Origin of the sequence: Oceanicaulis sp. LC35, from assembly GCF_052055585.1 — a bacterium.
Taxonomy (GTDB): domain Bacteria; phylum Pseudomonadota; class Alphaproteobacteria; order Caulobacterales; family Maricaulaceae; genus Oceanicaulis.
On sequence record NZ_CP170485.1, the window covers coordinates 2002733 to 2019891 of the forward strand.

Sequence of the window (17159 nt, forward strand, 5' to 3'; positions counted from 1 at the left end):
GAATTCCCTTATCAGGCTAGTTGACACTGAGTGCGTTCAATGCCCTAGACGGGGGAAAAGTATGCCACCAGAACGACGCCTGCCAGCATGATTGCTGTCCACAGCGCCATCATCCCGGAAGGAAATTCCCGAGACAGGGCGCCCGCCGGGCTGAACAGGTTGAACAGGCGCAGACGGATGAAGCTGATGAACGCGCCCAGAACCTTGCCGATGGCGTCAAACAGGAGCTGCCCCATGGCCGCGCCCCAGCGCGCGCTGGCGTCGCCAAAGCGGCGATAGAGCCAGTCCGCATCCAGGAGGGTGCGATCCGATGTCAGCGGGAACAGCTTGAAGTACAGCGCCAGCCCGAAGACGAGCATGGTCCCCAGAAGAAGCTGGGTCTGACCGTACACGCTGGCGAGCTTGTAGGGCTCATACTCCATGTCGAACGGCAGAATGCCGTAGAGCGCGGGATAATTGATCCCGAGGAAGACGCACAGGAAGGCGGCGAGCGCCATGCCCAGATGCATGGTCTGGGGCGCTTCCTTGACGCGGAGGCCGCGGTCTTTGCCGAAGAAGGCGAACCAGACGACTTTCAGCGCGCTGATCTCCATCACCCCAGCAGACGCATAGACCAGAAGCGTATAGGCGAGATCATGATGCTCGTGATGCGCCGCCGACAGGATCAGCGTCTTGGCGACAAAACCCGAGAACAAAGGTGCGCCCATCACTGACAGGGCGCCAATGATGGCAAAGAGCGTGGTGACCGGCATGGACTTGTAAAGACCGCCCAGCTCGGTCGCCTTCACCGTGCCCGTACGCAGCAGAACCGCGCCCAGCACCATGAACATCAGCGCCATATAGATCACGCCCGCGAAAGCGTTCGCCGCCGCGCCATTGATCCCCAGATGCCCGCCGACGCCGATGGCGACGACCATGAAGCCGAGCTGGTTGATCAGCGCATAGGCCAAGGTCTGGCGCAGATCGTTGGAGGTGATGACGTAGAAGATCGGGAAGATCGCCATGACCAGGCCAATGACGATCAGCGCATCCTCGCCCGCAAACCCCCGCGCCAGCGCATAGATGGCGAGCTTGGTGGTGAAGGCGGACAGAACGACCGAGCCCACGCCCGTCGCCTTGGGATAGGCGTCCGGAATCCACATGTGCAAGAGCGGGAACCCCGCTTTCAGGCCGAAGGCCAGCAGCAGGATGATCCCGGCCCAGCTGCCGGTTCCGATGGCGTCGAACGCCCAGGAGCCAGTCTGGCTGGCCCAGATCGCAGCCCCGCCCAGCAGCATGACGCCGGACAGGACCTGGATCGCCAGATAGCGCAGGCCCGCGCGTTGGGCTTCAGGCGTGCCGACCGCAAAGATCAGCGGCGCCGAGGCGAGCGCGGTCAGTTCCCAGAAGAAGAACAGGGTCAGCATATCGCCTGCGAACACCGCGCCCACGGCGGAGCCGGAATAGATCAGCGCGGCGCCGTCGGTCATACGGTTGCGTTCGTGCAGGGCGTACACGGCGTTGATGAAGCTGATCAGGATGAAGACCAGCGCCCAGACGCGCGACAGGCCATCCAGACGGAAGGTTTCCAGCACAACGGGCCCGAGATCGAGCACGCCATAAATGCCGGTTTCCCCCGTGGCGAACCAGGCCGCCAGAGCGCCGATCGGGCCCAGCAGCATCAGCGCCTTGCGCAGTTCAGAACGCGGCGACGCCCAGGCCAGAAGACCCGCGACGATCAGGAACCAGGCCGGCGAGACGCCGTTCAGTACGGACAGGGCGTCAGTCATCCTGGCCCTCCTTCACATCGCCTGCGGCGCGGGAATAGAAATCACCCGGACGGCTGACCAGCCAGACCAGCACCCAGCCCAGCGCAATGGCGATGACGCTGGCCGCCAGCGGCAGCAGCTCATACGCGCCGTACACGTCGGGATATTTCGACAGACCGCCGTCATAAATCACGGTCTCGAGCGCGAAACCGGCAACGACCAGAACAGCAATCACGATCAGCGCGATCAGACCGGCGCGCGGGCTGCTCAGCCCGCTCAGCGGACGGGCGAGCGGATGCACGCCGGATTTGGGATCACGGGGCGCGGTCATGGCGTCATCTCCGTGGTGAAGACAGGCGACAGGAAGTCGATCAGCGGGCCAATGGCGAAGAACAGCACCACCGTGCCCAGCGCTGTGATCAGCGGCGCGATCCAGGCGAGCGCCGGCGGCTGGCCGGGGCGCATGGGGCTGGGTTCAGGCTTGGGCTTGAAGAAGCCGCGTATCACGATGGGCAAGAGATAGCCGATATTAAGAAGCGTCGAACCGATCAGCATGACGATCAGCCAGGGCTGACCGCCAGACGCCGCGCCCTCCATCAGGAAGACTTTCGGCCAGACCCCGCCAAAGGGCGGCACGCCGATGATCGACAGCGCGCCAATGAGGAAGGCCGCAAAGGTCACCGGCATGTAATGGCCAAGGCCATTAAGCTGGGAGATCTCGGACTTCTTGGCGCCGGTATAGATGCCGCCTGCGGTCATGAAGAGCGTGATCTTGCCATAGGCGTGCATGACGATCTGAAGCGCAGCGCCCAGAAGCGCCAGCGGGCTGGCCACCATGGCCCCCAGCGTGATGTAGCTCAGTTGCGAGACGGTGGAATAGGCGAGCCGGGCCTTGAGATTGTCCTTGGTGAACGCAAAGACCGAGGCGAGCACGATGGAGCCGCCCGCCACCCAGGCCAGAACATCCGCCGCCGGCAGGGTCTGCATATAGTCCGCGCCAAAAATGTAGACGACGACCTTGAGGATCGAGAACACGCCCGCTTTCACAACGGCCACGGCGTGCAGCAGGGCGGACACCGGCGTCGGCGCGACCATGGCGTTCGGCAGCCAGGGGTGAACCGGCATCAGCGCCGCCTTGCCGATGCCGAAGGCGAACAGCACCAGCAGGATCGAACCCGCCACAGGACCGACGCCCGACAGGATGCCGCCAACGGTGAAGTCGGTGGTGCCGGTCAGCGCGTAAACAGCAAACACGCCCGGCAGGAACAGGCCGATGGAGGTCGCCAGAAGAATGCCCAGATAGATCGAGGCGCCGCGCTTGGCCTTGGCGTCACCCTTGTGCGCCACCAGCGGATAGGTCGCCAGCGAAAGCGCTTCATAGAAGAAGAACAGGGTCAGCAGATTGCCAGACAGCGCGATGCCCATGGCGGCGGCGATGGAGATCGTGAAGCAGAAATAGAAGCGGGTCTGATCCTTCTCGTTGTTTCCGCGCATATAGGCGATGGAATACAGCGAGTTGATGATCCACAGACCGCTCGCGACCATGGCGAACATGGCGCCGAGCGGTTCGAGCTTGAATTTCAGCTCCAGCCCCGGCGCCAGCGTCGCCAGCACCAGTTCGGGACGACCGGCGGACGCTTCCACCAGATAGGCCACCACAATCGCCAGCGCGATGGCGGTGATCAGAGTGACGGCTTCACGCAGATTGGGCTTTGAACCCAGCGCCAGCACCCCTGCCCCGCCAATGAGCGGCAGGATCAGGGCGAGCGCGAGGGCCAGTTCAGGGGTCCAGCTCACGGCGCAACTCCGGCGTTATAGGCTGCGGCGGCGGCCGTCTCAGCCATGTTCACAAGCGGCTCGGCATACACGCCGAACACCAGGTTCATCAGGGCGAGCGCCAGCAGCGGGGCAAGGATCATGTAGGGCACGCGCTGCACCGAACGGCTGGCGCCATCGGGGCGCGGGGCGACCCACAGATTGACCAGCACCCGGTAGCAATAGAACACCGCCAGCACCGAGCTGATCAGGATGGCGACGACCGCAAAGGCCCAGCCTTTCTGAAGCGCCGCCTGGATGAGGTAGAATTTCGAGATGAAGCCCACCGTGAACGGCACGCCGATGAGCGACAGGGCGCCCAGGGTGAAGGCCGCCGAAGTGACCGGCAGCGACTGGCCCAGCCCCTTGAAGTTCTCGATCCGGCGCACGCCATAGCTGATTGCAAACGCGCCCAGCGCCATGAACAGCGTGCCCTTCATCAGGGCGTGGTTGATCAGGTGCAGCACGCCCGCCGCGACACCAGCCTGCGTTCCGATGCCCAGGCCCAGCATCATATAGCCCACCTGCGCCACCGATGAGTACGCCAGAAGCCGGCGCACATCGCTCTGGAACAGGGCCTGAGCGGACGCGATGATCATGCCTGCTATAGCGAGCGGGGTGATCACATAGGTGAAGCTGTTCAGCACAAAGCCGTTCTCGACCGAGAACACGTCATAGCTGAAGCGGATGATGCCGTAGAAGGCGACCTTGGTGGCCGTGGCGGCCAGGAAGGTCGTCACAAAACTCGGCGCATAGGCATAGGCGCCCGGCAGCCACAGATGCAGCGGGAAGAGCGCGGCCTTCAGGCCCAGACCCACGAGAATGAAAGCGAAGCCGATTTCGACGACCCGGTTGCCATGCAATTCGGACAGGCGCTCGGCGAGGTCGGCCATGTTGAGCGTACCGGTCGCCATGTAGAGAAAGCCGACGCCGATGACGAAGAAGGTCGCCCCGATCGTGCCCATAACCAGATAGTTGAACGAGCTGGTCAGCGCGCGGCGGTCATGCCCGGCCCCCATCGCGATCAGCGCGTAGGTGGGGATGGATGAGATTTCCAGGAAGACGAACAGGTTGAACGCGTCGCCCGTGGTCGCAACGCCCGCAAGGCCGGCGAAGACGATCAGGAAGCCGCCATAGAACAGCGATCGCTTGTTGGCGTCGATCTCGTCCTCAACGCTCGGGAAGGCGAAGATCAGCGCCAGGACAGCACTGGCGGACAAGAGCAGCAGCAAGGCCGAGTTCAGCCCGTCAATGCGAAACTCGATGCCGACCGGGGGCTGCCAGGCGCCCAGCGCATAGCTGATCTCGGCGCCCACGCCGCGCGTGGCGAGGAAGACCTCGAGGGTGAACAACAGCGAAGCGACAGCGCCCGCCATCGCAATCGCCCAGCCAACACGGCCGGACCGGATGGCGGCGGCCGGCGCAGACAGCACCAGCGGGATAACCACCAGCAAAACGGGAGCGTGGGCCGCCAGCGCGGCCGGGAGGAGATGACCAACCGTCACGGCTTAAACGCCCTTTTCCAGTTCAAGAGAGTAATCGGCCTCGGCCAGCGTATCGTCTTCGATCGAGCCGTAGGCTTCGCGGATGCGCACCACCAGAGCCAGCCCCACCGACAGCGTCGCCACGCCGACCACGATGGCGGTCAGGATCAGCACGTGCGGCAGCGGATTGGAGTAGATCGCATTGGGATCAAGCTGGTGGCTGGACATCTCCTTGTAGTCAAAGATCGGCGGGGCGCCGCCGAAGACCTTGCCCACAGTGATGTACAGAAGGAAGACCGAGGTCTGGAAGATCGACAGGCCGACCAGGCGCTTGACCAGATTGCCCGTGGCGATCACCGCATAGAGCCCCACCATCATCAGGATGATAATGACCGCGTAGTTGAAGCGTTCTGCAACCATCTCGATCATGGCTTACCAATCCTCGTCAGAGATTTCGGGGCTGCGGCCGGCGAAGGCGTAGAAGATCGCGATCATCACGCAGGTCACCGTCACCAGGACGCCCAGCTCGACGCCGATAATGCCGATATGCTGGCCCATGCCGTGATCCACATCGGGGTGAAGCACGGTGTATTCGAGAAACTTGCCGCCCATGAACAGGGAGACGAAGCCGACCGAGGCGTAGATCACCCCGCCCAGCGCCATGCCCACGCGCGCCCAGTACGGCGGGAACACATGATGGGCGGCCTCAAGGCCGAAGATCAGCGCGTACAGGATGATGGCGGACGCCAGGATCACCCCGGCCTGAAAGCCCCCGCCCGGCGAATAGTCGCCATGGAAGTGGACGTAGAAACCGAAAACGATGATGAGCGGGATCAGAAGCTTGGAAACGACCCGCAAGATGACATGTGGCGACATCCGCTTATCCCTTCTTCTTCTTTGATCCGCCCAGACCGATCAGCAGGGCGACCCCGAGACCGGCGGCGAACACCACGAAGGTCTCGCCCATGGTGTCAAAGCCCCGATAGCTGGCCAGCACGGCGGTCACAACGTTCGGAATATGGATTTCTTCAGCGGTCATATGGACATAGTCCATGCCCACGCCCGTATTGGCCGGGCTCGTCCCGTCGCCATAGACCGGCATGTCGCCCAGCGCATAGAACAGGGCCACGCCCGCCGCGATGGTCACGACCGCCGCCGCCGCGTGACGGGCGAAAGACGTCTTGTCCGCCTCGCGAGAGGTCAAAAGCATCGCGCCCAGCAGCAGGACGGTGGAGATGCCAGCGCCCACAGCCGCTTCGGTGAAGCCCACATCCACCGCGTCCAGCGACACGAACCAGGCCGCCGAGATCAGCGAATAGGCGCCGGTCAGCATGACCACGGCGAACAGATTGCGCAGGCGGATCACCGCAATGCCGATGCACAGGAGCATCGCCATGAAGATGTAGTCAAAATACTGGGTGATGTCAGACGCGCTCATGCCGCCCCTCCATCGTCAGAACCGGCATGGGGGCGGTAGCGGGTCAGAAGCGGCTTCAGCCCCGATTTATAGGCGGCGTTCGCCACGGCATGGGTGGCGGTCGGGCTCGTCAGGAAGACGAACACGCCCAGAAGCGCCAGCTTCACCGTGATCAGCGAGAACCCGCCCTGGATCATCAGGCCGATGACGATCATTTCCGCGCCCAGCGTGTCGGTCACGCCAGCCGCATGCATGCGGGTGTAGAAGTCAGGCAGGCGGATAACGCCAATAGCGCCCGCCAGCACGAACACCGCGCCGGTGATCACAAAGCCCGCCGAGACGATATCGAGGGCCAGCTCAATCCAGAAACCGTAATCCATCAGTCGTCATCCTCCCCGTCGAGCGCACGGCGCAGGGCCATTTGCGACAGGGCTACATCCAGCGAGCGATAGCGGAAGAACTTCAGGATCGCGATGGTGGCGATGAAGTTGATCAGCGCATACAGAAGCGCGATGTCGAGGCCGTCGCCGCGGCCCACCATCAGCGAGAACACCGCCAGGAACAGCACCGTCTTGGTGCCGAAGGAGTTCACCGCCAGCACGCGGTCATAGAGCGTCGGGCCGACAAACAGGCGGCTGATCATCAGCACCATGGACACGGCCAGAACGATCGCGATGCCGAAATCGAGAATGGGTGTGATCATGATCAGGCCTCTCCCCGCGGCTTCTCGAGCGCCTTGCGTCCCTCGACCGCCTCGATGGTGCGCCGCTCCATGTCACGGAAGGCGTCCTGGTCGGCGAATTCCTCGGTCAGGGCGTGCACCAGAAAGCCGGTATCCTCGACCTCGATGGTCACGGTGCCCGGCGTCAGGGTGATGGAGTTGGCGTAGGTCGTGCGCGCCATGTCCGATTTTGCGGTGACGGCGACACGGGTCATGACCGGCTTGATGTTGAGATCGGGCGCCATGGCGATGCGCACCACGGCGATATTGGCCTTGAAGATCTCGGCGCCCAGCCAGCCCCAGTATTTGAGATATTGCGGCATGCGGGCGAACGGAACGGATTCCCCGTCCAGAAGCCCCATGCGGGCGGTCATGGCGATCGCGGCGAACACCGCGAAGCCGCCCAGCCCCACCAGAAGCGGTTTGAACCAGTACCCTGACAATAACAGCCAGAGCACGGACAGAACGAGTGCGAGCAAGACGCCGTAAAACAGCCTTGAGGCCACCGATCACCCTCCCTTTGCGCCGCTTGATGAACGGCGTTGTCGGGGGGTTCTAGACCACCCCTAACCGCGTTTTCCAGTGAAACCGGTCGTTAATACTGGATATTCTTCAGAAGCGCTCGCCGCGGACCACCTCGACATCGTGCGCGTAGATGATGCCGGGATAGCGCGCGAAGAACGGCTCGGCGAGCTCGAACACCTTCTCGGCGGTCTCCGGCTTCATCACCGACAGCACCACCTTCATCTCTGTGGCGTCCAGCACATCCTCGCGCGTCCAGTCCCCGCCCAGGCCGCTGCCCTCGCGGCCCTCGATCACGGTGAACCCCGTCACGCCGCACTGGCGGAACAGGTCGATCAGCCGTTTGAGATGGGGCGTTTCCACAATGGCTATGAGCTTCTTGCGTACGGTCCGCGACATGTCTTCAGCCTCCAATGACAGCTCTGGCGATCGCGCTGTAAAGCGGAATGCCGATGGTCAGGTTGAACGGGAAGGTAATGGCCAAAGATAATGTCAGATATACGGACGGATCAGCGTCCGGCAGTGCGATCCGCATGGCCGCAGGCACAGCAATATAACTGGCCGACGCGCCCAGGATCATCAGCGCCGCCGCATCCCCGGCCCCCATGCCAGCGAGGAGCGCCAGCCCCAGCGCCGCAGTTGCGCCGATCGGCGGCATGATCACGCCAAACAGCGCCCCGGTGACGCCCAGCTTGCGTGCGCCCGACAGACGCCGCGCCGCCACAAGGCCCATATCGAGCAGGAAGAGGCACAGAATGCCCTGGAACAGATCGACCACAAAGGGTTCGAGCCGGACCATGCCATGCTCGCCCGAAATGCAGCCGATCACGAAAGAGCCCATCATCAGGACCACAGAGCCGTTCAGCGCCACTTCGCGGATCAGCTCGCCGCGCGCTGACGGGTCCGGCCCCTTGCTCGATGCGCCCGCCAGCAGCAGGCCCGTCAGGATCGCCGGGGTCTCCATCAAGGCCAGCACGGCGACCATGTGCCCTGAATAGACCAGACCCGAGAGCTGCAGGAATTCAGAGCCCGCCACAAAGGTCACAACCGAGATCGAACCATAGTGCGCGGCGCTGGCCGCGGCGGTCGTACGGTCGAGCTTTGTGAAGGCGCGCAACAGCGCATAGGCGATCACCGGCATGGCGAAGCTCAGAAGCACGCCCGAGCCTGCCGCGAGCAGCAGCTCCAGCGTCAGGCCGGCCTTGGAGACTTCCACACCGCCCTTGAAGCCGATGGCGAGCATCAGATAGAGCGCCAGCCCCTTGGCGACCGCCTGGGGAATGTTGAGATCAGACCGCACCACCCCGGCGAGAACGCCGAGGGCGAAAAACAGGACGGCCGGCGATGTCAGGTTCGCAAGTGCGAGAGAAAGAACATCCAGCATGGTGCGACAGCTAGACGCACAGGCTCACCGGTTCAAGGTTTGTTGCGAGCGCGAAAAGCTGTTCAGCCTGCGCGCGCGGCGCGGGCGATCACCCAGTTCCAGTAGCGCAGCACGGTTTGCGCCTTGTCCACGCTCATGGTGTCAAACACTCGTACGGCCTGCTCGACGCGGTTGAAAGCGTCCATCCGGCCCGACCCTTCGATCATGGCCGTCAGATGCTGACGCGACAGGCCGGTCGCCTTGGCGAGAATCGCCAGCGGCTCACCGCCGAAATCATCGATCATCCGGTTCAGCAGGTCGCGCTGGACATTGGCGAGCACGGAGGCTTCCGCCCGCAATTCCTCGGTGAAACCGATCTGGGCGGCCCGTTCCACAAGCCCTTCCAGAGAGCCATAGGGCGTGACCTCGGCCGCCTTCCGGTCGCGCTGACGCCGGTCGATATAGGCCAGCGCCTCGCGCACTGCGGAATCCGGGGTCTCTTCCCTTGCGGCGAGCGGGAACACGTCTTCAGCCGCATCTTGCAGGATCTGACGGGAGGCGGCGAAACGGTCCAGGATCAAACGGCGCAATTCATGCGACACCGACCAGAACAGGGCCAGCGCCTGGGCGGGCCGCAATTCGGGACGCGGAATGATGAGACGGGCAATGGTATCGTGCTCGGCGGCGACCCGGACGATCACATCCATGGTCGAGCTGGCGAATCGCACGCCCGGATTGCGCAGCAGGACTGTCATCACCTCGATATCCGCGCTCGAGCACAGGGCGGCGGCGACGGTTTCAGACACCTTCTCGCGCCGGGCGATCTCCAGCTTGTGACGCACAGAACCCGACTGGGCGATGTCCATCATGTCAAAATCGGACAGGGCGAGCGAGTTGCGCAAAAGCGGCTCGGCCACCTCGAACTGGTCATGCGCCAGACGCCGCAACAGGCCGCGCGGCGCTTCATGCTGCTGGGCCAGGCGCTTGGCCACCTTCATGCGCAATTCGACCTCCGCCGAGCGGAGCAATTCATCCAGCACGTCCGCCACCATCCAGCGCTCTTGCGGCGCAATCTGGCTGGAAGGCAGACAGACAATGTCCGCCAGCCTGCGGGTCAACAGATCACGCGCCCGCGGCGGGGCGGTGCGAGGAGGAACAGGGCTGAGGTCTTCGGCCATTACAACGTCACATCCGGCTTTTGAGCGCCAAGCTTGCCCCAAGGGCGTTAAGGAAGCGTCGAAGCCCTTGCCCGAAACGCCCTGATCACACCTGAGTGCTTAAGTCCTTATCAACCTTGTTCTGCCCGTATCTGGCTTGCTAGGGTTCAGTGTGTCCGTTCATACGGGCCCGGGATTCTCACAGCTGACAGGACCGCTCGTGGCGCTGAAAACTCTACGCAGACTGCGCCGAATGAGGCGTTTGCCGCCTTTCAGCGTCTACATGATTGCGGTCTCGGGCTGGTTCTTCAGCTTCGGGCTTCAGACCACCCTGTTTCCCGGTGTGATCAACTATACGCTGAATGAGAGCCCGGACCGGCTGGGCCTGGCCCAGGCCGCCCTCACCGCACCCATGTTGTTCCTGCTGCCTTTTGCCGGGGTGGTCGCTGAACGTCTGGATCGCCGCTGGGTCATGGGCGGATTTCACGTTCTGGCGGGCCTGTGCGCCGCCGTGCTGTCCCTGATGCTGTTCCGGAACCTGCTGAGCTATTGGGCGATGATCATCTATGCCCTGCTGGTGGGGGTGGCCGGGGCGTTCGTGATGCCTGCGCGCGACAGCGCGGTGAATGCCGTCACCCGCGTGGCCCAAAGGCTGGGCCATCCCGACTTCACCCTCCAGAAAGCGGTCATTCTCGCCTCCCTCGTCCAGTTCGCAGCGCAAATCCTGGGAATGGGCGCCGGCGTTCTGGCCGGTCGGCTGGGCCCGGCGCCCCTGTTCGCAGTCCAGTCCGCCGGGCTCGTCATCGGCGGCGCGGCGGCGCTGATGATGCCGCGTCTTCCCCGACAGAATACCGGCGGGGAGAGCCTGTGGGCCAGCCTGCGGTCGGGCGTGCTGGAAGTCCTGCGCTCGCCAATCCTCGCGCCCATGACGCTGATCATGCTGGCGCTCGGGCTTCTGGTCGTGGGCGGCGGATTCTTCGTGATCATCCCGGTTCTGGTGCGCGATGTTTATGATGGCGGGTACGGAATGCTCGCCCTGTTGCTGGTCGCATTCTGGATCGGCGCCTTTATCGCCAATGTGCTGCTGGCCCGCGCCGGAGAGATCGAGCGCCCCGGTCGCGCGCTGATGATGGCGCAGATGGCCACGGTCATCACCATGGGGCTCCTGGCCTTTCCCATGCCGCTTTTCGCCCTGTTCGGGCTTGTCTTCAGCTGGGGGCTGGGCGGGGGCGTCGCCATCTCGCTGTCACGCGCCGTGGTGCAGGAGAACGCGCCGCCGCGCATGATCGCCCGCGTCATGAGCGTCTATCAGCTGGGCCTGTTTGGCGGTATGCCGCTCGGCGCGTTCGTCATGGGCCATGTCGTGCACGAGATCGGACCGCGCCTGTCCGCGCTCATCCCCATGGCGGGCCTGCTGCTGGTTCTGGGCTTTGTGTCGCTGACTACCCCGATCCTGTCGCTTCGCCGCACATCCTGATCGGTATTCTGTTACATTTCAGCCAGACTCACTGGACAGCGCTGCAGCCGCGAGAAACACTGTCTCTTCAGTTTTATTGGGGAGTCAGACGCAGTGCTGCGTCTGGTGAAAAATCATCATGAGCTTATCTCGATATGGCATGAAAGCCGCCCTGCTCGCCGGAGCGGCCGTCTTCGCCCTGACGGCCTGCAGTCAGCCTGCCTCTGACAGCGCCGCCACCACTACGGAACAGACAATGACTGACACTTCCGCCCAGGATCTGATCGCCCGCGCGCAGACGATCCAGGCCCCGACGCCCGAACAGCGCCCTGAAGAGATCACCCAGCTGGGTCGCACCCGCACGGACGAGTTCAGCTGGCTGCGCGACGCCAACTGGCAGGAAGTCATGCGCGAGCCGTCCGTGCTGCGTCAGGACATCCGCGACCATCTCGAGGCGGAGAACGCCTATTACAACGAAGTGATGGAGCCGCTGACCGGCCTTGAGACCCGCATCTATGAAGAGATCCGCGGCCGTATCAAGGAAGACGACGAATCCCCCGCATCCCGCGACGGCGACTGGTATTACTCCTCGCGCTATCGCGAAGGCGGCCAGTATCCGGTGTTCGTGCGCCGCGCGACCGGCGAGAACGGCGAAATGGCCGGCGAGGAAGTCATCATCTTTGACGGTGACGCCGAAGCCGAGGGCATCGACTATTTCGGCCTGGGCGCGGTCCAGCACTCGCCTGACCACCGCTATCTGGCCTATGCGGTCGATACCGCAGGCTCTGAATTCTACGCCGTAAAGATCCGCGATCTTGAGACCGGTGAAGACATCGCCACCCTGACCGATGAGGGCTATGGCTCCATCGTCTGGGGCAATGACAGCGAGACCATCTACTGGGTCTGGCGCGACGAGAACAACCGTCCGCGCCGCGTCTATCGCCAGAACATCAACTCGGCCGACGCCGAGCTGATCTACGAAGAAACCGATCCGGGCTACTTCCTGGGCGTGGGCAAGACCGATGGCGATCGCTGGATCGTGCTGTCGGCCAATGACCACACCACCTCTGAAATGCGCGTCTTTGACGCCAATGACCCGAACGCCGAGCCGATCCTGGTCGCCGAGCGGGAGCCGGGCGTTGAATACTCGCTGACCGAAGCGGGCGGCCGCCTGTTCGTGCGCACCAACCTCAATGACGCTGTGGACTTCCAGATCATGGAAGCCCCGCTGGAGGATCCGCGCCGCGAGAACTGGACCCCGCTGATCGAGCACCGTCCGGGCGTTCTGGTGAACGGTCTGATGGGTTTTGAGAACTGGCTGGTTCGCTCTGAACGCGCCAACGCCCTGCCCCGCATCGTCGTGCGCGACCTGCGTTCGGGTGAAGAGCACGAGATCGCCTTTGATGAAGAGGCTTACGCGCTCGGCATGGATGGCGGCTATGAATACGCCACCGACCAGATGCGCTTCTCCTATGAGAGCCCGTCCACCCCGGAACAAACCTATGACTATGATATGAGCACGCGCGAGCGCACCCTGATCAAGGAACAGGAAGTGCCGTCCGGCCACAACGCCGACGATTACGTCGTGCGCCGTATCATGGCGACCGCCCGTGACGGCGCCAGCGTGCCGGTGACGATCCTGTACCACCGCGACACCCCGATCGACGGCACCGCGCCGCTGCTACTGTATGGCTATGGCTCTTACGGCATCACCATTCCGGCCAGCTTCTCGGTCTCGCGCCTCTCGCTGGTGGATCGCGGCATGGTCTACGCCATCGCCCATATCCGCGGCGGCATGGCCAAGGGCTATCAATGGTATCTGGACGGCAAGCTCGACCACAAGATCAACACTTTCAATGACTTCGTGGATTCCGGCCGCGCCCTGATCGAGGAGGGCTACACCTCTGAAGGTCAGATGGTGGCCATGGGCGGCTCCGCGGGCGGTCTGCTGGTCGGCGCGACCATCAACCAGGCGCCGGAACTGTTCGCCGGCGCCATTGGCGCGGTGCCCTTCGTGGACGTTCTGACCACGATGAGCGACGACACCCTGCCCCTGACCCCGCCGGAATGGCCCGAATGGGGCAACCCGATCACCGACGAGGCGGCGTATGACTACATCATGTCCTACAGCCCCTATGATCAGGTGAGCGCGCAGGATTACCCGCACGTTCTGGCCACCGCAGGCCTGACCGACCCGCGCGTGACCTATTGGGAGCCGGCCAAATGGGCGGCGCGTCTGCGCACCCGTCGCACCGATGACGGCCTCACCCTGCTGCGCACCAATATGGGCGCGGGTCATGGCGGCGCTTCAGGCCGGTTCGACGCCCTGCGTGAAACCGCCGAGGAATACGCCTTCGCGCTGATGACCGTGGGTCTGGCCGATGCAGAGGCCGCTGAGGCGGGCTCTGACGCGTCCGAGAGCCAGGAGGGCGGCGAGCACTAGGCTCGGCCCCCACCGCAATGAGAAACGGCGCGGGAGCCTCTCCCGCGCCGTTTTTGTTAGGACTTCACGCCAATCCGTGTGTCGTGTTGTTCGCCCTCATCGCCAATCTCGTCCCACCCCGCTTTCGAGCCTACGAAGATATGGTGGATGACCTTGAGGTCGTCCACGCCCTCGGAAAGGATGCCCGCCGGGATGAAGACACGGTCCTCATCATTGTCGCCCGGCGCCGGCGAGCCACAGACCTGACAGAAGGCGCTTTCCCAATCTGCCTCCGGATGGCGCCAGTGCGAGACCTTGTCGGCGCCAGAGCGCCAGTGAAAATCCGCCCGGTCCGCCAGCACAACCGAGATATTCGCCGTGCCCGTATAGCGACGACACAGCGAGCAATGGCACTGGATCACCCCCATGACCGGGCCGGTGACCTCAAAGCTGACAGCGCCGCAATTGCATTCGCCTTTCATGGCGCTCTCCTCTGTCCTGACAGCGGCATTCAACCCCATCCCTAACGCACGCACAAATGTGAACGGCGCAGCCAAACTGCTGCACCGTTCACAATTCGGCCTGAGCGGTGATCAGTCTTCCAGATCGAACACCAGCGTGGTCTGGACCCCGCGATTGACGATGCGGTTCGGGTCCACGTCCTGCACCGTCTGGTGACGCCAGCGTTCGACTGCGGCGATCGTAGCCCGGGCAAAGCCCGTGCTGTCGCATTCGGTGACCTGAAGGTTCACCGTCGCCCCAGAGGCCAGAATGTCATAGCGGATGGTGCACTGGCCGGTGATGCCCCGGTCCAGCTCCCGCGCCGGATAGACCGGCGGTATGCGGATCGCGAGCGGCGATGGCGCCAGGGTGACGCCCTCCATCCCGGTATCAATCACAGGCTCTGGCGTGACCGGTGTGGTGGCGTAGGTGAAGCCGTCTTCAGACGGGATTTCAGTGCTCGACCGATCAATGGGCGGGGTGACCGGCAAAGGTTCGACATCAACCCGTTGCGGACGATCCGGCCGCGTCACGGTATGGGGTCTGACATTTTCCGAGAGCGTGAACGTCTCCCGCTCCGCCGGTTCAGGCAGCACGATCACCTCCACATGGATGAGCACCTTCATCAGGACAAATAGCGCGAAGGTGATGATGACCGCGAGGCTGCCGGCGGTGATCCAGCGGGCGGCGGTCGAGATCGCGTGCCCTTGCGGCGACGCGGCGGTCGTAGGCGTGACAGTCATTGAGGTCATGATCAACTCCCCGATCAATGCGGGGCGGCCTCTGGCTCTGTCCCCGCCAACATTGCGAGGCTGTAATGTGAATGCGGCCAAAACCAGACATTTTCCCGTTCAAAGCGAGGCGGCGGATTCGACCTTCGTCTTAGGGGAAATGATGAATGGGCAAAGAAAAACCCCGGCGCGGAACGCCGGGGTTTTCCAGTTTGCCTTGAAGACGGCTTAGCCTTCAGCGGTTTCCGCTTCGGCTGCGGCCGCAGCTTCAGCCTGAGCGGCTGCAGCTTCCTCGTCCGACATGCCCGCTTCGCGGATCTGTTCGCCATACACATTGTAGTACGGCTGGCAGCGTTCCGGGATCGATTCAAACCGCACGCGGCCTTCCTCGTCCACAGAACCGGTCAGAACGATCTGGCGACGTTCGGCTTCCAGGGTCAGGCGGCATTCGTCGATGACGATTTGCTCCTGCTGCACCCGGCGACGCTCTTCGCCTTCGATCTGAGCGGTGATCCAGCGGATCCAGCCATTGGAGGTGGACCGCGTGGTCGGGTAACGGGCGCCTTCACGGAAGGCGGCCAGAGCACCCTGACGGTCACCCTGACGGAACCGCGAGGTCCCGAGCAGTTCCCAGGCCTTGCCGGTATCGCTCAGCCCGCCGCGGTTGATCGCCGTTTCAAACGCCGTTTCAGCCGCTGCGAAGTTGTTCTGCGCGAAGTTGGCTTCCGCCAGACGCAGAGCGGTTTCACCGCTGCCTTGCAGTTCCGACAGTCGTTCGAGAACCGGAATCGCACGCTGGAACTCGGCCGCCTGACGCCACATGTTCGCCAGAAGCTCGAGATTGCGCTGGTTGGTTTCCACCCGGCCCGCATTCATTTCACGCTCCAGAATGGAGCCGCCACGGAACGGATTCTCGAAGTAGCTGTAGTATTGCACCAGACGGATCAGCTCGTTCTCTTCCTGGAAAAGACCATTCAGATACATGAGCTTGTTGGCTTCAAACGCATTGTTTGAATCGTCCTGCTGCGCATAGAGCGCAATCAGGTTCTGCCACGCCTGACGCGCGCCCGGAAACGCGGACAGATACTCCCGGATCACCCGCAGCTGATCGCTGGTGCGATCCAGTTGCTGGTAGAAGTAGAACATCAGGTTGTAGTCCTGCTCCGTCTTCTCCGGGGTGTTGTTGTAGAAGATCTCCGCATAGCGGACCCCGTCACGGATGCGGTCAGCCTGAAGATAGGCCTGCGCCACCGTTTTGGAGAAGCTCGGCGTCAGCTCGGCGCCGGCCTCGATGGCCAGCTCGAATTGACGGATCGCCTGATCGGTTTGCTCTTGCACCAGATACAGCTGGCCCAGTGCGGAGCGGATGGAAACGGTCTCGTCACGGGTGGTCGCCCCGGTATCCAGCGCAGCGCTGAAATCCCGGATCGCCAGATCCAGACGATCGTTCATGAAGTAGGCGCGCGCGCGGAACTGGAGAACCACAAACCGTTCATACGGGCTGAGTCCCTCCCGAGCCGCGAGCTCGTTCATGATGCGAAGCACGCAGGCATTGTCGTCCACGTCCTGACATTCCTGCGCAGCGAGCACCTGCTCACCCACAGCCGCCGTCAGAACCCGGCCTTCAACCTGCTCTTCATCATTGTCGCGACGGCGTTGCGCTTCTGACGGCGCAGCAATCGCGAAGGCCAGAAGGCCGGCTACGGCGACGACGCCCAGTGACCGAACCAAGCTGGCGGGGTTGAAAGTCTCGTTCAGAGTCATTGTCTCTCTCCCGGTGTCGGCGCACCGCCCTCGTTAGGGAGTTTGGTGCGCCGCACTG

At 63.2% G+C, this 17159-nt stretch carries 18 protein-coding genes; 2 read left to right on the forward strand and 16 right to left on the reverse strand.

The window, feature by feature from the left end; translation table 11 throughout:
* Nucleotides 1-44: 44 nt before the first annotated feature.
* From ACFELO_RS09585 to ACFELO_RS09645, 13 genes are all read right to left on the reverse strand, one after another.
* Nucleotides 45-1769, reverse strand: coding sequence for a proton-conducting transporter transmembrane domain-containing protein (locus ACFELO_RS09585; protein ID WP_440957543.1), 1725 nt, complete (start codon nucleotides 1767-1769; stop codon nucleotides 45-47).
* Nucleotides 1762-2079, reverse strand: coding sequence for a hypothetical protein (locus ACFELO_RS09590; protein WP_440957544.1), 318 nt, complete (start codon nucleotides 2077-2079; stop codon nucleotides 1762-1764). The genes ACFELO_RS09585 and ACFELO_RS09590 overlap by 8 nt, the downstream gene beginning before the upstream one ends.
* Nucleotides 2076-3545, reverse strand: a complete 1470-nt coding sequence (locus ACFELO_RS09595; RefSeq protein ID WP_440957545.1) for a proton-conducting transporter transmembrane domain-containing protein — start codon at nucleotides 3543-3545, stop codon at nucleotides 2076-2078. Before ACFELO_RS09595 ends, ACFELO_RS09590 begins: the two co-directional genes overlap by 4 nt.
* Nucleotides 3542-5068 carry a monovalent cation/H+ antiporter subunit D family protein gene (locus tag ACFELO_RS09600; RefSeq protein WP_440957546.1) on the reverse strand — a complete coding sequence of 509 codons (1527 nt, stop codon included), beginning with the start codon at nucleotides 5066-5068 and terminating at the stop codon, nucleotides 3542-3544. The genes ACFELO_RS09595 and ACFELO_RS09600 overlap by 4 nt, the downstream gene beginning before the upstream one ends.
* 3 nt (nucleotides 5069-5071) lie before the next feature.
* A complete protein-coding gene (locus ACFELO_RS09605) occupies nucleotides 5072-5476 on the reverse strand; it encodes a cation:proton antiporter subunit C (RefSeq protein WP_440957547.1) in 405 nt (134 codons plus the stop codon).
* Between the two features lie 3 nt (nucleotides 5477-5479).
* A complete protein-coding gene (locus ACFELO_RS09610) occupies nucleotides 5480-5923 on the reverse strand; it encodes a Na(+)/H(+) antiporter subunit B (RefSeq protein WP_440957548.1) in 444 nt (147 codons plus the stop codon).
* Nucleotides 5924-5927: 4 nt separating this feature from the next.
* Nucleotides 5928-6485, reverse strand: coding sequence for a DUF4040 domain-containing protein (locus ACFELO_RS09615; protein WP_440957549.1), 558 nt, complete (start codon nucleotides 6483-6485; stop codon nucleotides 5928-5930).
* Entirely contained in the window at nucleotides 6482-6844 is a 363-nt protein-coding gene (gene mnhG / locus ACFELO_RS09620) for a monovalent cation/H(+) antiporter subunit G (RefSeq protein ID WP_440957550.1), read from the reverse strand. Before mnhG ends, ACFELO_RS09615 begins: the two co-directional genes overlap by 4 nt.
* Complete coding sequence (locus ACFELO_RS09625) at nucleotides 6844-7167, reverse strand: monovalent cation/H+ antiporter complex subunit F (protein WP_440957551.1); 324 nt, start codon at nucleotides 7165-7167, stop codon at nucleotides 6844-6846. The genes mnhG and ACFELO_RS09625 overlap by 1 nt, the downstream gene beginning before the upstream one ends.
* A gap of 2 nt (nucleotides 7168-7169) precedes the next feature.
* Nucleotides 7170-7691, reverse strand: a complete 522-nt coding sequence (locus ACFELO_RS09630) for a Na+/H+ antiporter subunit E (protein WP_440957552.1) — start codon at nucleotides 7689-7691, stop codon at nucleotides 7170-7172.
* Nucleotides 7692-7797: 106 nt separating this feature from the next.
* Complete coding sequence (locus ACFELO_RS09635) at nucleotides 7798-8106, reverse strand: DUF190 domain-containing protein (RefSeq protein WP_440957553.1); 309 nt, start codon at nucleotides 8104-8106, stop codon at nucleotides 7798-7800.
* A gap of 4 nt (nucleotides 8107-8110) precedes the next feature.
* Nucleotides 8111-9091: a sodium-dependent bicarbonate transport family permease gene (locus ACFELO_RS09640; protein WP_440957554.1), complete on the reverse strand. Its 981-nt coding sequence runs from the start codon at nucleotides 9089-9091 to the stop codon at nucleotides 8111-8113.
* Between the two features lie 62 nt (nucleotides 9092-9153).
* Nucleotides 9154-10248 (reverse strand): DUF2336 domain-containing protein, encoded by a 1095-nt coding sequence (locus ACFELO_RS09645; protein ID WP_440957555.1) that lies wholly within the window; start codon nucleotides 10246-10248, stop codon nucleotides 9154-9156.
* Nucleotides 10249-10480: 232 nt separating this feature from the next.
* Between ACFELO_RS09645 and ACFELO_RS09650 the strand changes: the two genes are divergently transcribed.
* Entirely contained in the window at nucleotides 10481-11704 is a 1224-nt protein-coding gene (locus ACFELO_RS09650) for an MFS transporter (RefSeq protein ID WP_440957556.1), read from the forward strand.
* 118 nt (nucleotides 11705-11822) lie between these two features.
* Nucleotides 11823-14126 (forward strand): S9 family peptidase, encoded by a 2304-nt coding sequence (locus ACFELO_RS09655; protein ID WP_440957557.1) that lies wholly within the window; start codon nucleotides 11823-11825, stop codon nucleotides 14124-14126.
* Between the two features lie 56 nt (nucleotides 14127-14182).
* Here ACFELO_RS09655 and ACFELO_RS09660 read toward each other — a convergent pair whose 3' ends face one another.
* The 3 genes from ACFELO_RS09660 to ACFELO_RS09670 form a co-directional block, all read right to left on the reverse strand.
* Nucleotides 14183-14587, reverse strand: coding sequence for a GFA family protein (locus ACFELO_RS09660; RefSeq protein WP_440957558.1), 405 nt, complete (start codon nucleotides 14585-14587; stop codon nucleotides 14183-14185).
* Nucleotides 14588-14698: 111 nt separating this feature from the next.
* On the reverse strand, nucleotides 14699-15358 hold the full coding sequence (locus ACFELO_RS09665) for an energy transducer TonB (RefSeq protein ID WP_440957559.1): 660 nt from the start codon (nucleotides 15356-15358) through the stop codon (nucleotides 14699-14701).
* A gap of 207 nt (nucleotides 15359-15565) precedes the next feature.
* A complete protein-coding gene (locus tag ACFELO_RS09670; protein ID WP_440957560.1) occupies nucleotides 15566-17101 on the reverse strand; it encodes a tetratricopeptide repeat protein in 1536 nt (511 codons plus the stop codon).
* Nucleotides 17102-17159: the final 58 nt, after the last annotated feature.

Bases quoted from the DNA above. Each gene is read 5' to 3' on its own strand.
- ACFELO_RS09625 (WP_440957551.1), bottom strand. From the start codon at position 7,167: ATGATCACACCCATTCTCGATTTCGGCATCGCGATCGTTCTGGCCGTG.
- ACFELO_RS09585 (WP_440957543.1), bottom strand. From the start codon at position 1,769: ATGACTGACGCCCTGTCCGTACTGAACGGCGTCTCGCCGGCCTGGTTC.
- ACFELO_RS09605 (WP_440957547.1), bottom strand. From the start codon at position 5,476: ATGATCGAGATGGTTGCAGAACGCTTCAACTACGCGGTCATTATCATC.
- mnhG (WP_440957550.1), bottom strand. From the start codon at position 6,844: ATGGATTACGGTTTCTGGATTGAGCTGGCCCTCGATATCGTCTCGGCG.
- ACFELO_RS09650 (WP_440957556.1), top strand. From the start codon at position 10,481: ATGAGGCGTTTGCCGCCTTTCAGCGTCTACATGATTGCGGTCTCGGGC.
- ACFELO_RS09590 (WP_440957544.1), bottom strand. From the start codon at position 2,079: ATGACCGCGCCCCGTGATCCCAAATCCGGCGTGCATCCGCTCGCCCGT.
- ACFELO_RS09670 (WP_440957560.1), bottom strand. From the start codon at position 17,101: ATGACTCTGAACGAGACTTTCAACCCCGCCAGCTTGGTTCGGTCACTG.
- ACFELO_RS09645 (WP_440957555.1), bottom strand. From the start codon at position 10,248: ATGGCCGAAGACCTCAGCCCTGTTCCTCCTCGCACCGCCCCGCCGCGG.
- ACFELO_RS09610 (WP_440957548.1), bottom strand. From the start codon at position 5,923: ATGTCGCCACATGTCATCTTGCGGGTCGTTTCCAAGCTTCTGATCCCG.
- ACFELO_RS09640 (WP_440957554.1), bottom strand. From the start codon at position 9,091: ATGCTGGATGTTCTTTCTCTCGCACTTGCGAACCTGACATCGCCGGCC.
- ACFELO_RS09660 (WP_440957558.1), bottom strand. From the start codon at position 14,587: ATGAAAGGCGAATGCAATTGCGGCGCTGTCAGCTTTGAGGTCACCGGC.
- ACFELO_RS09655 (WP_440957557.1), top strand. From the start codon at position 11,823: ATGAGCTTATCTCGATATGGCATGAAAGCCGCCCTGCTCGCCGGAGCG.
- ACFELO_RS09635 (WP_440957553.1), bottom strand. From the start codon at position 8,106: ATGTCGCGGACCGTACGCAAGAAGCTCATAGCCATTGTGGAAACGCCC.
- ACFELO_RS09665 (WP_440957559.1), bottom strand. From the start codon at position 15,358: ATGACCTCAATGACTGTCACGCCTACGACCGCCGCGTCGCCGCAAGGG.
- ACFELO_RS09615 (WP_440957549.1), bottom strand. From the start codon at position 6,485: ATGAGCGCGTCTGACATCACCCAGTATTTTGACTACATCTTCATGGCG.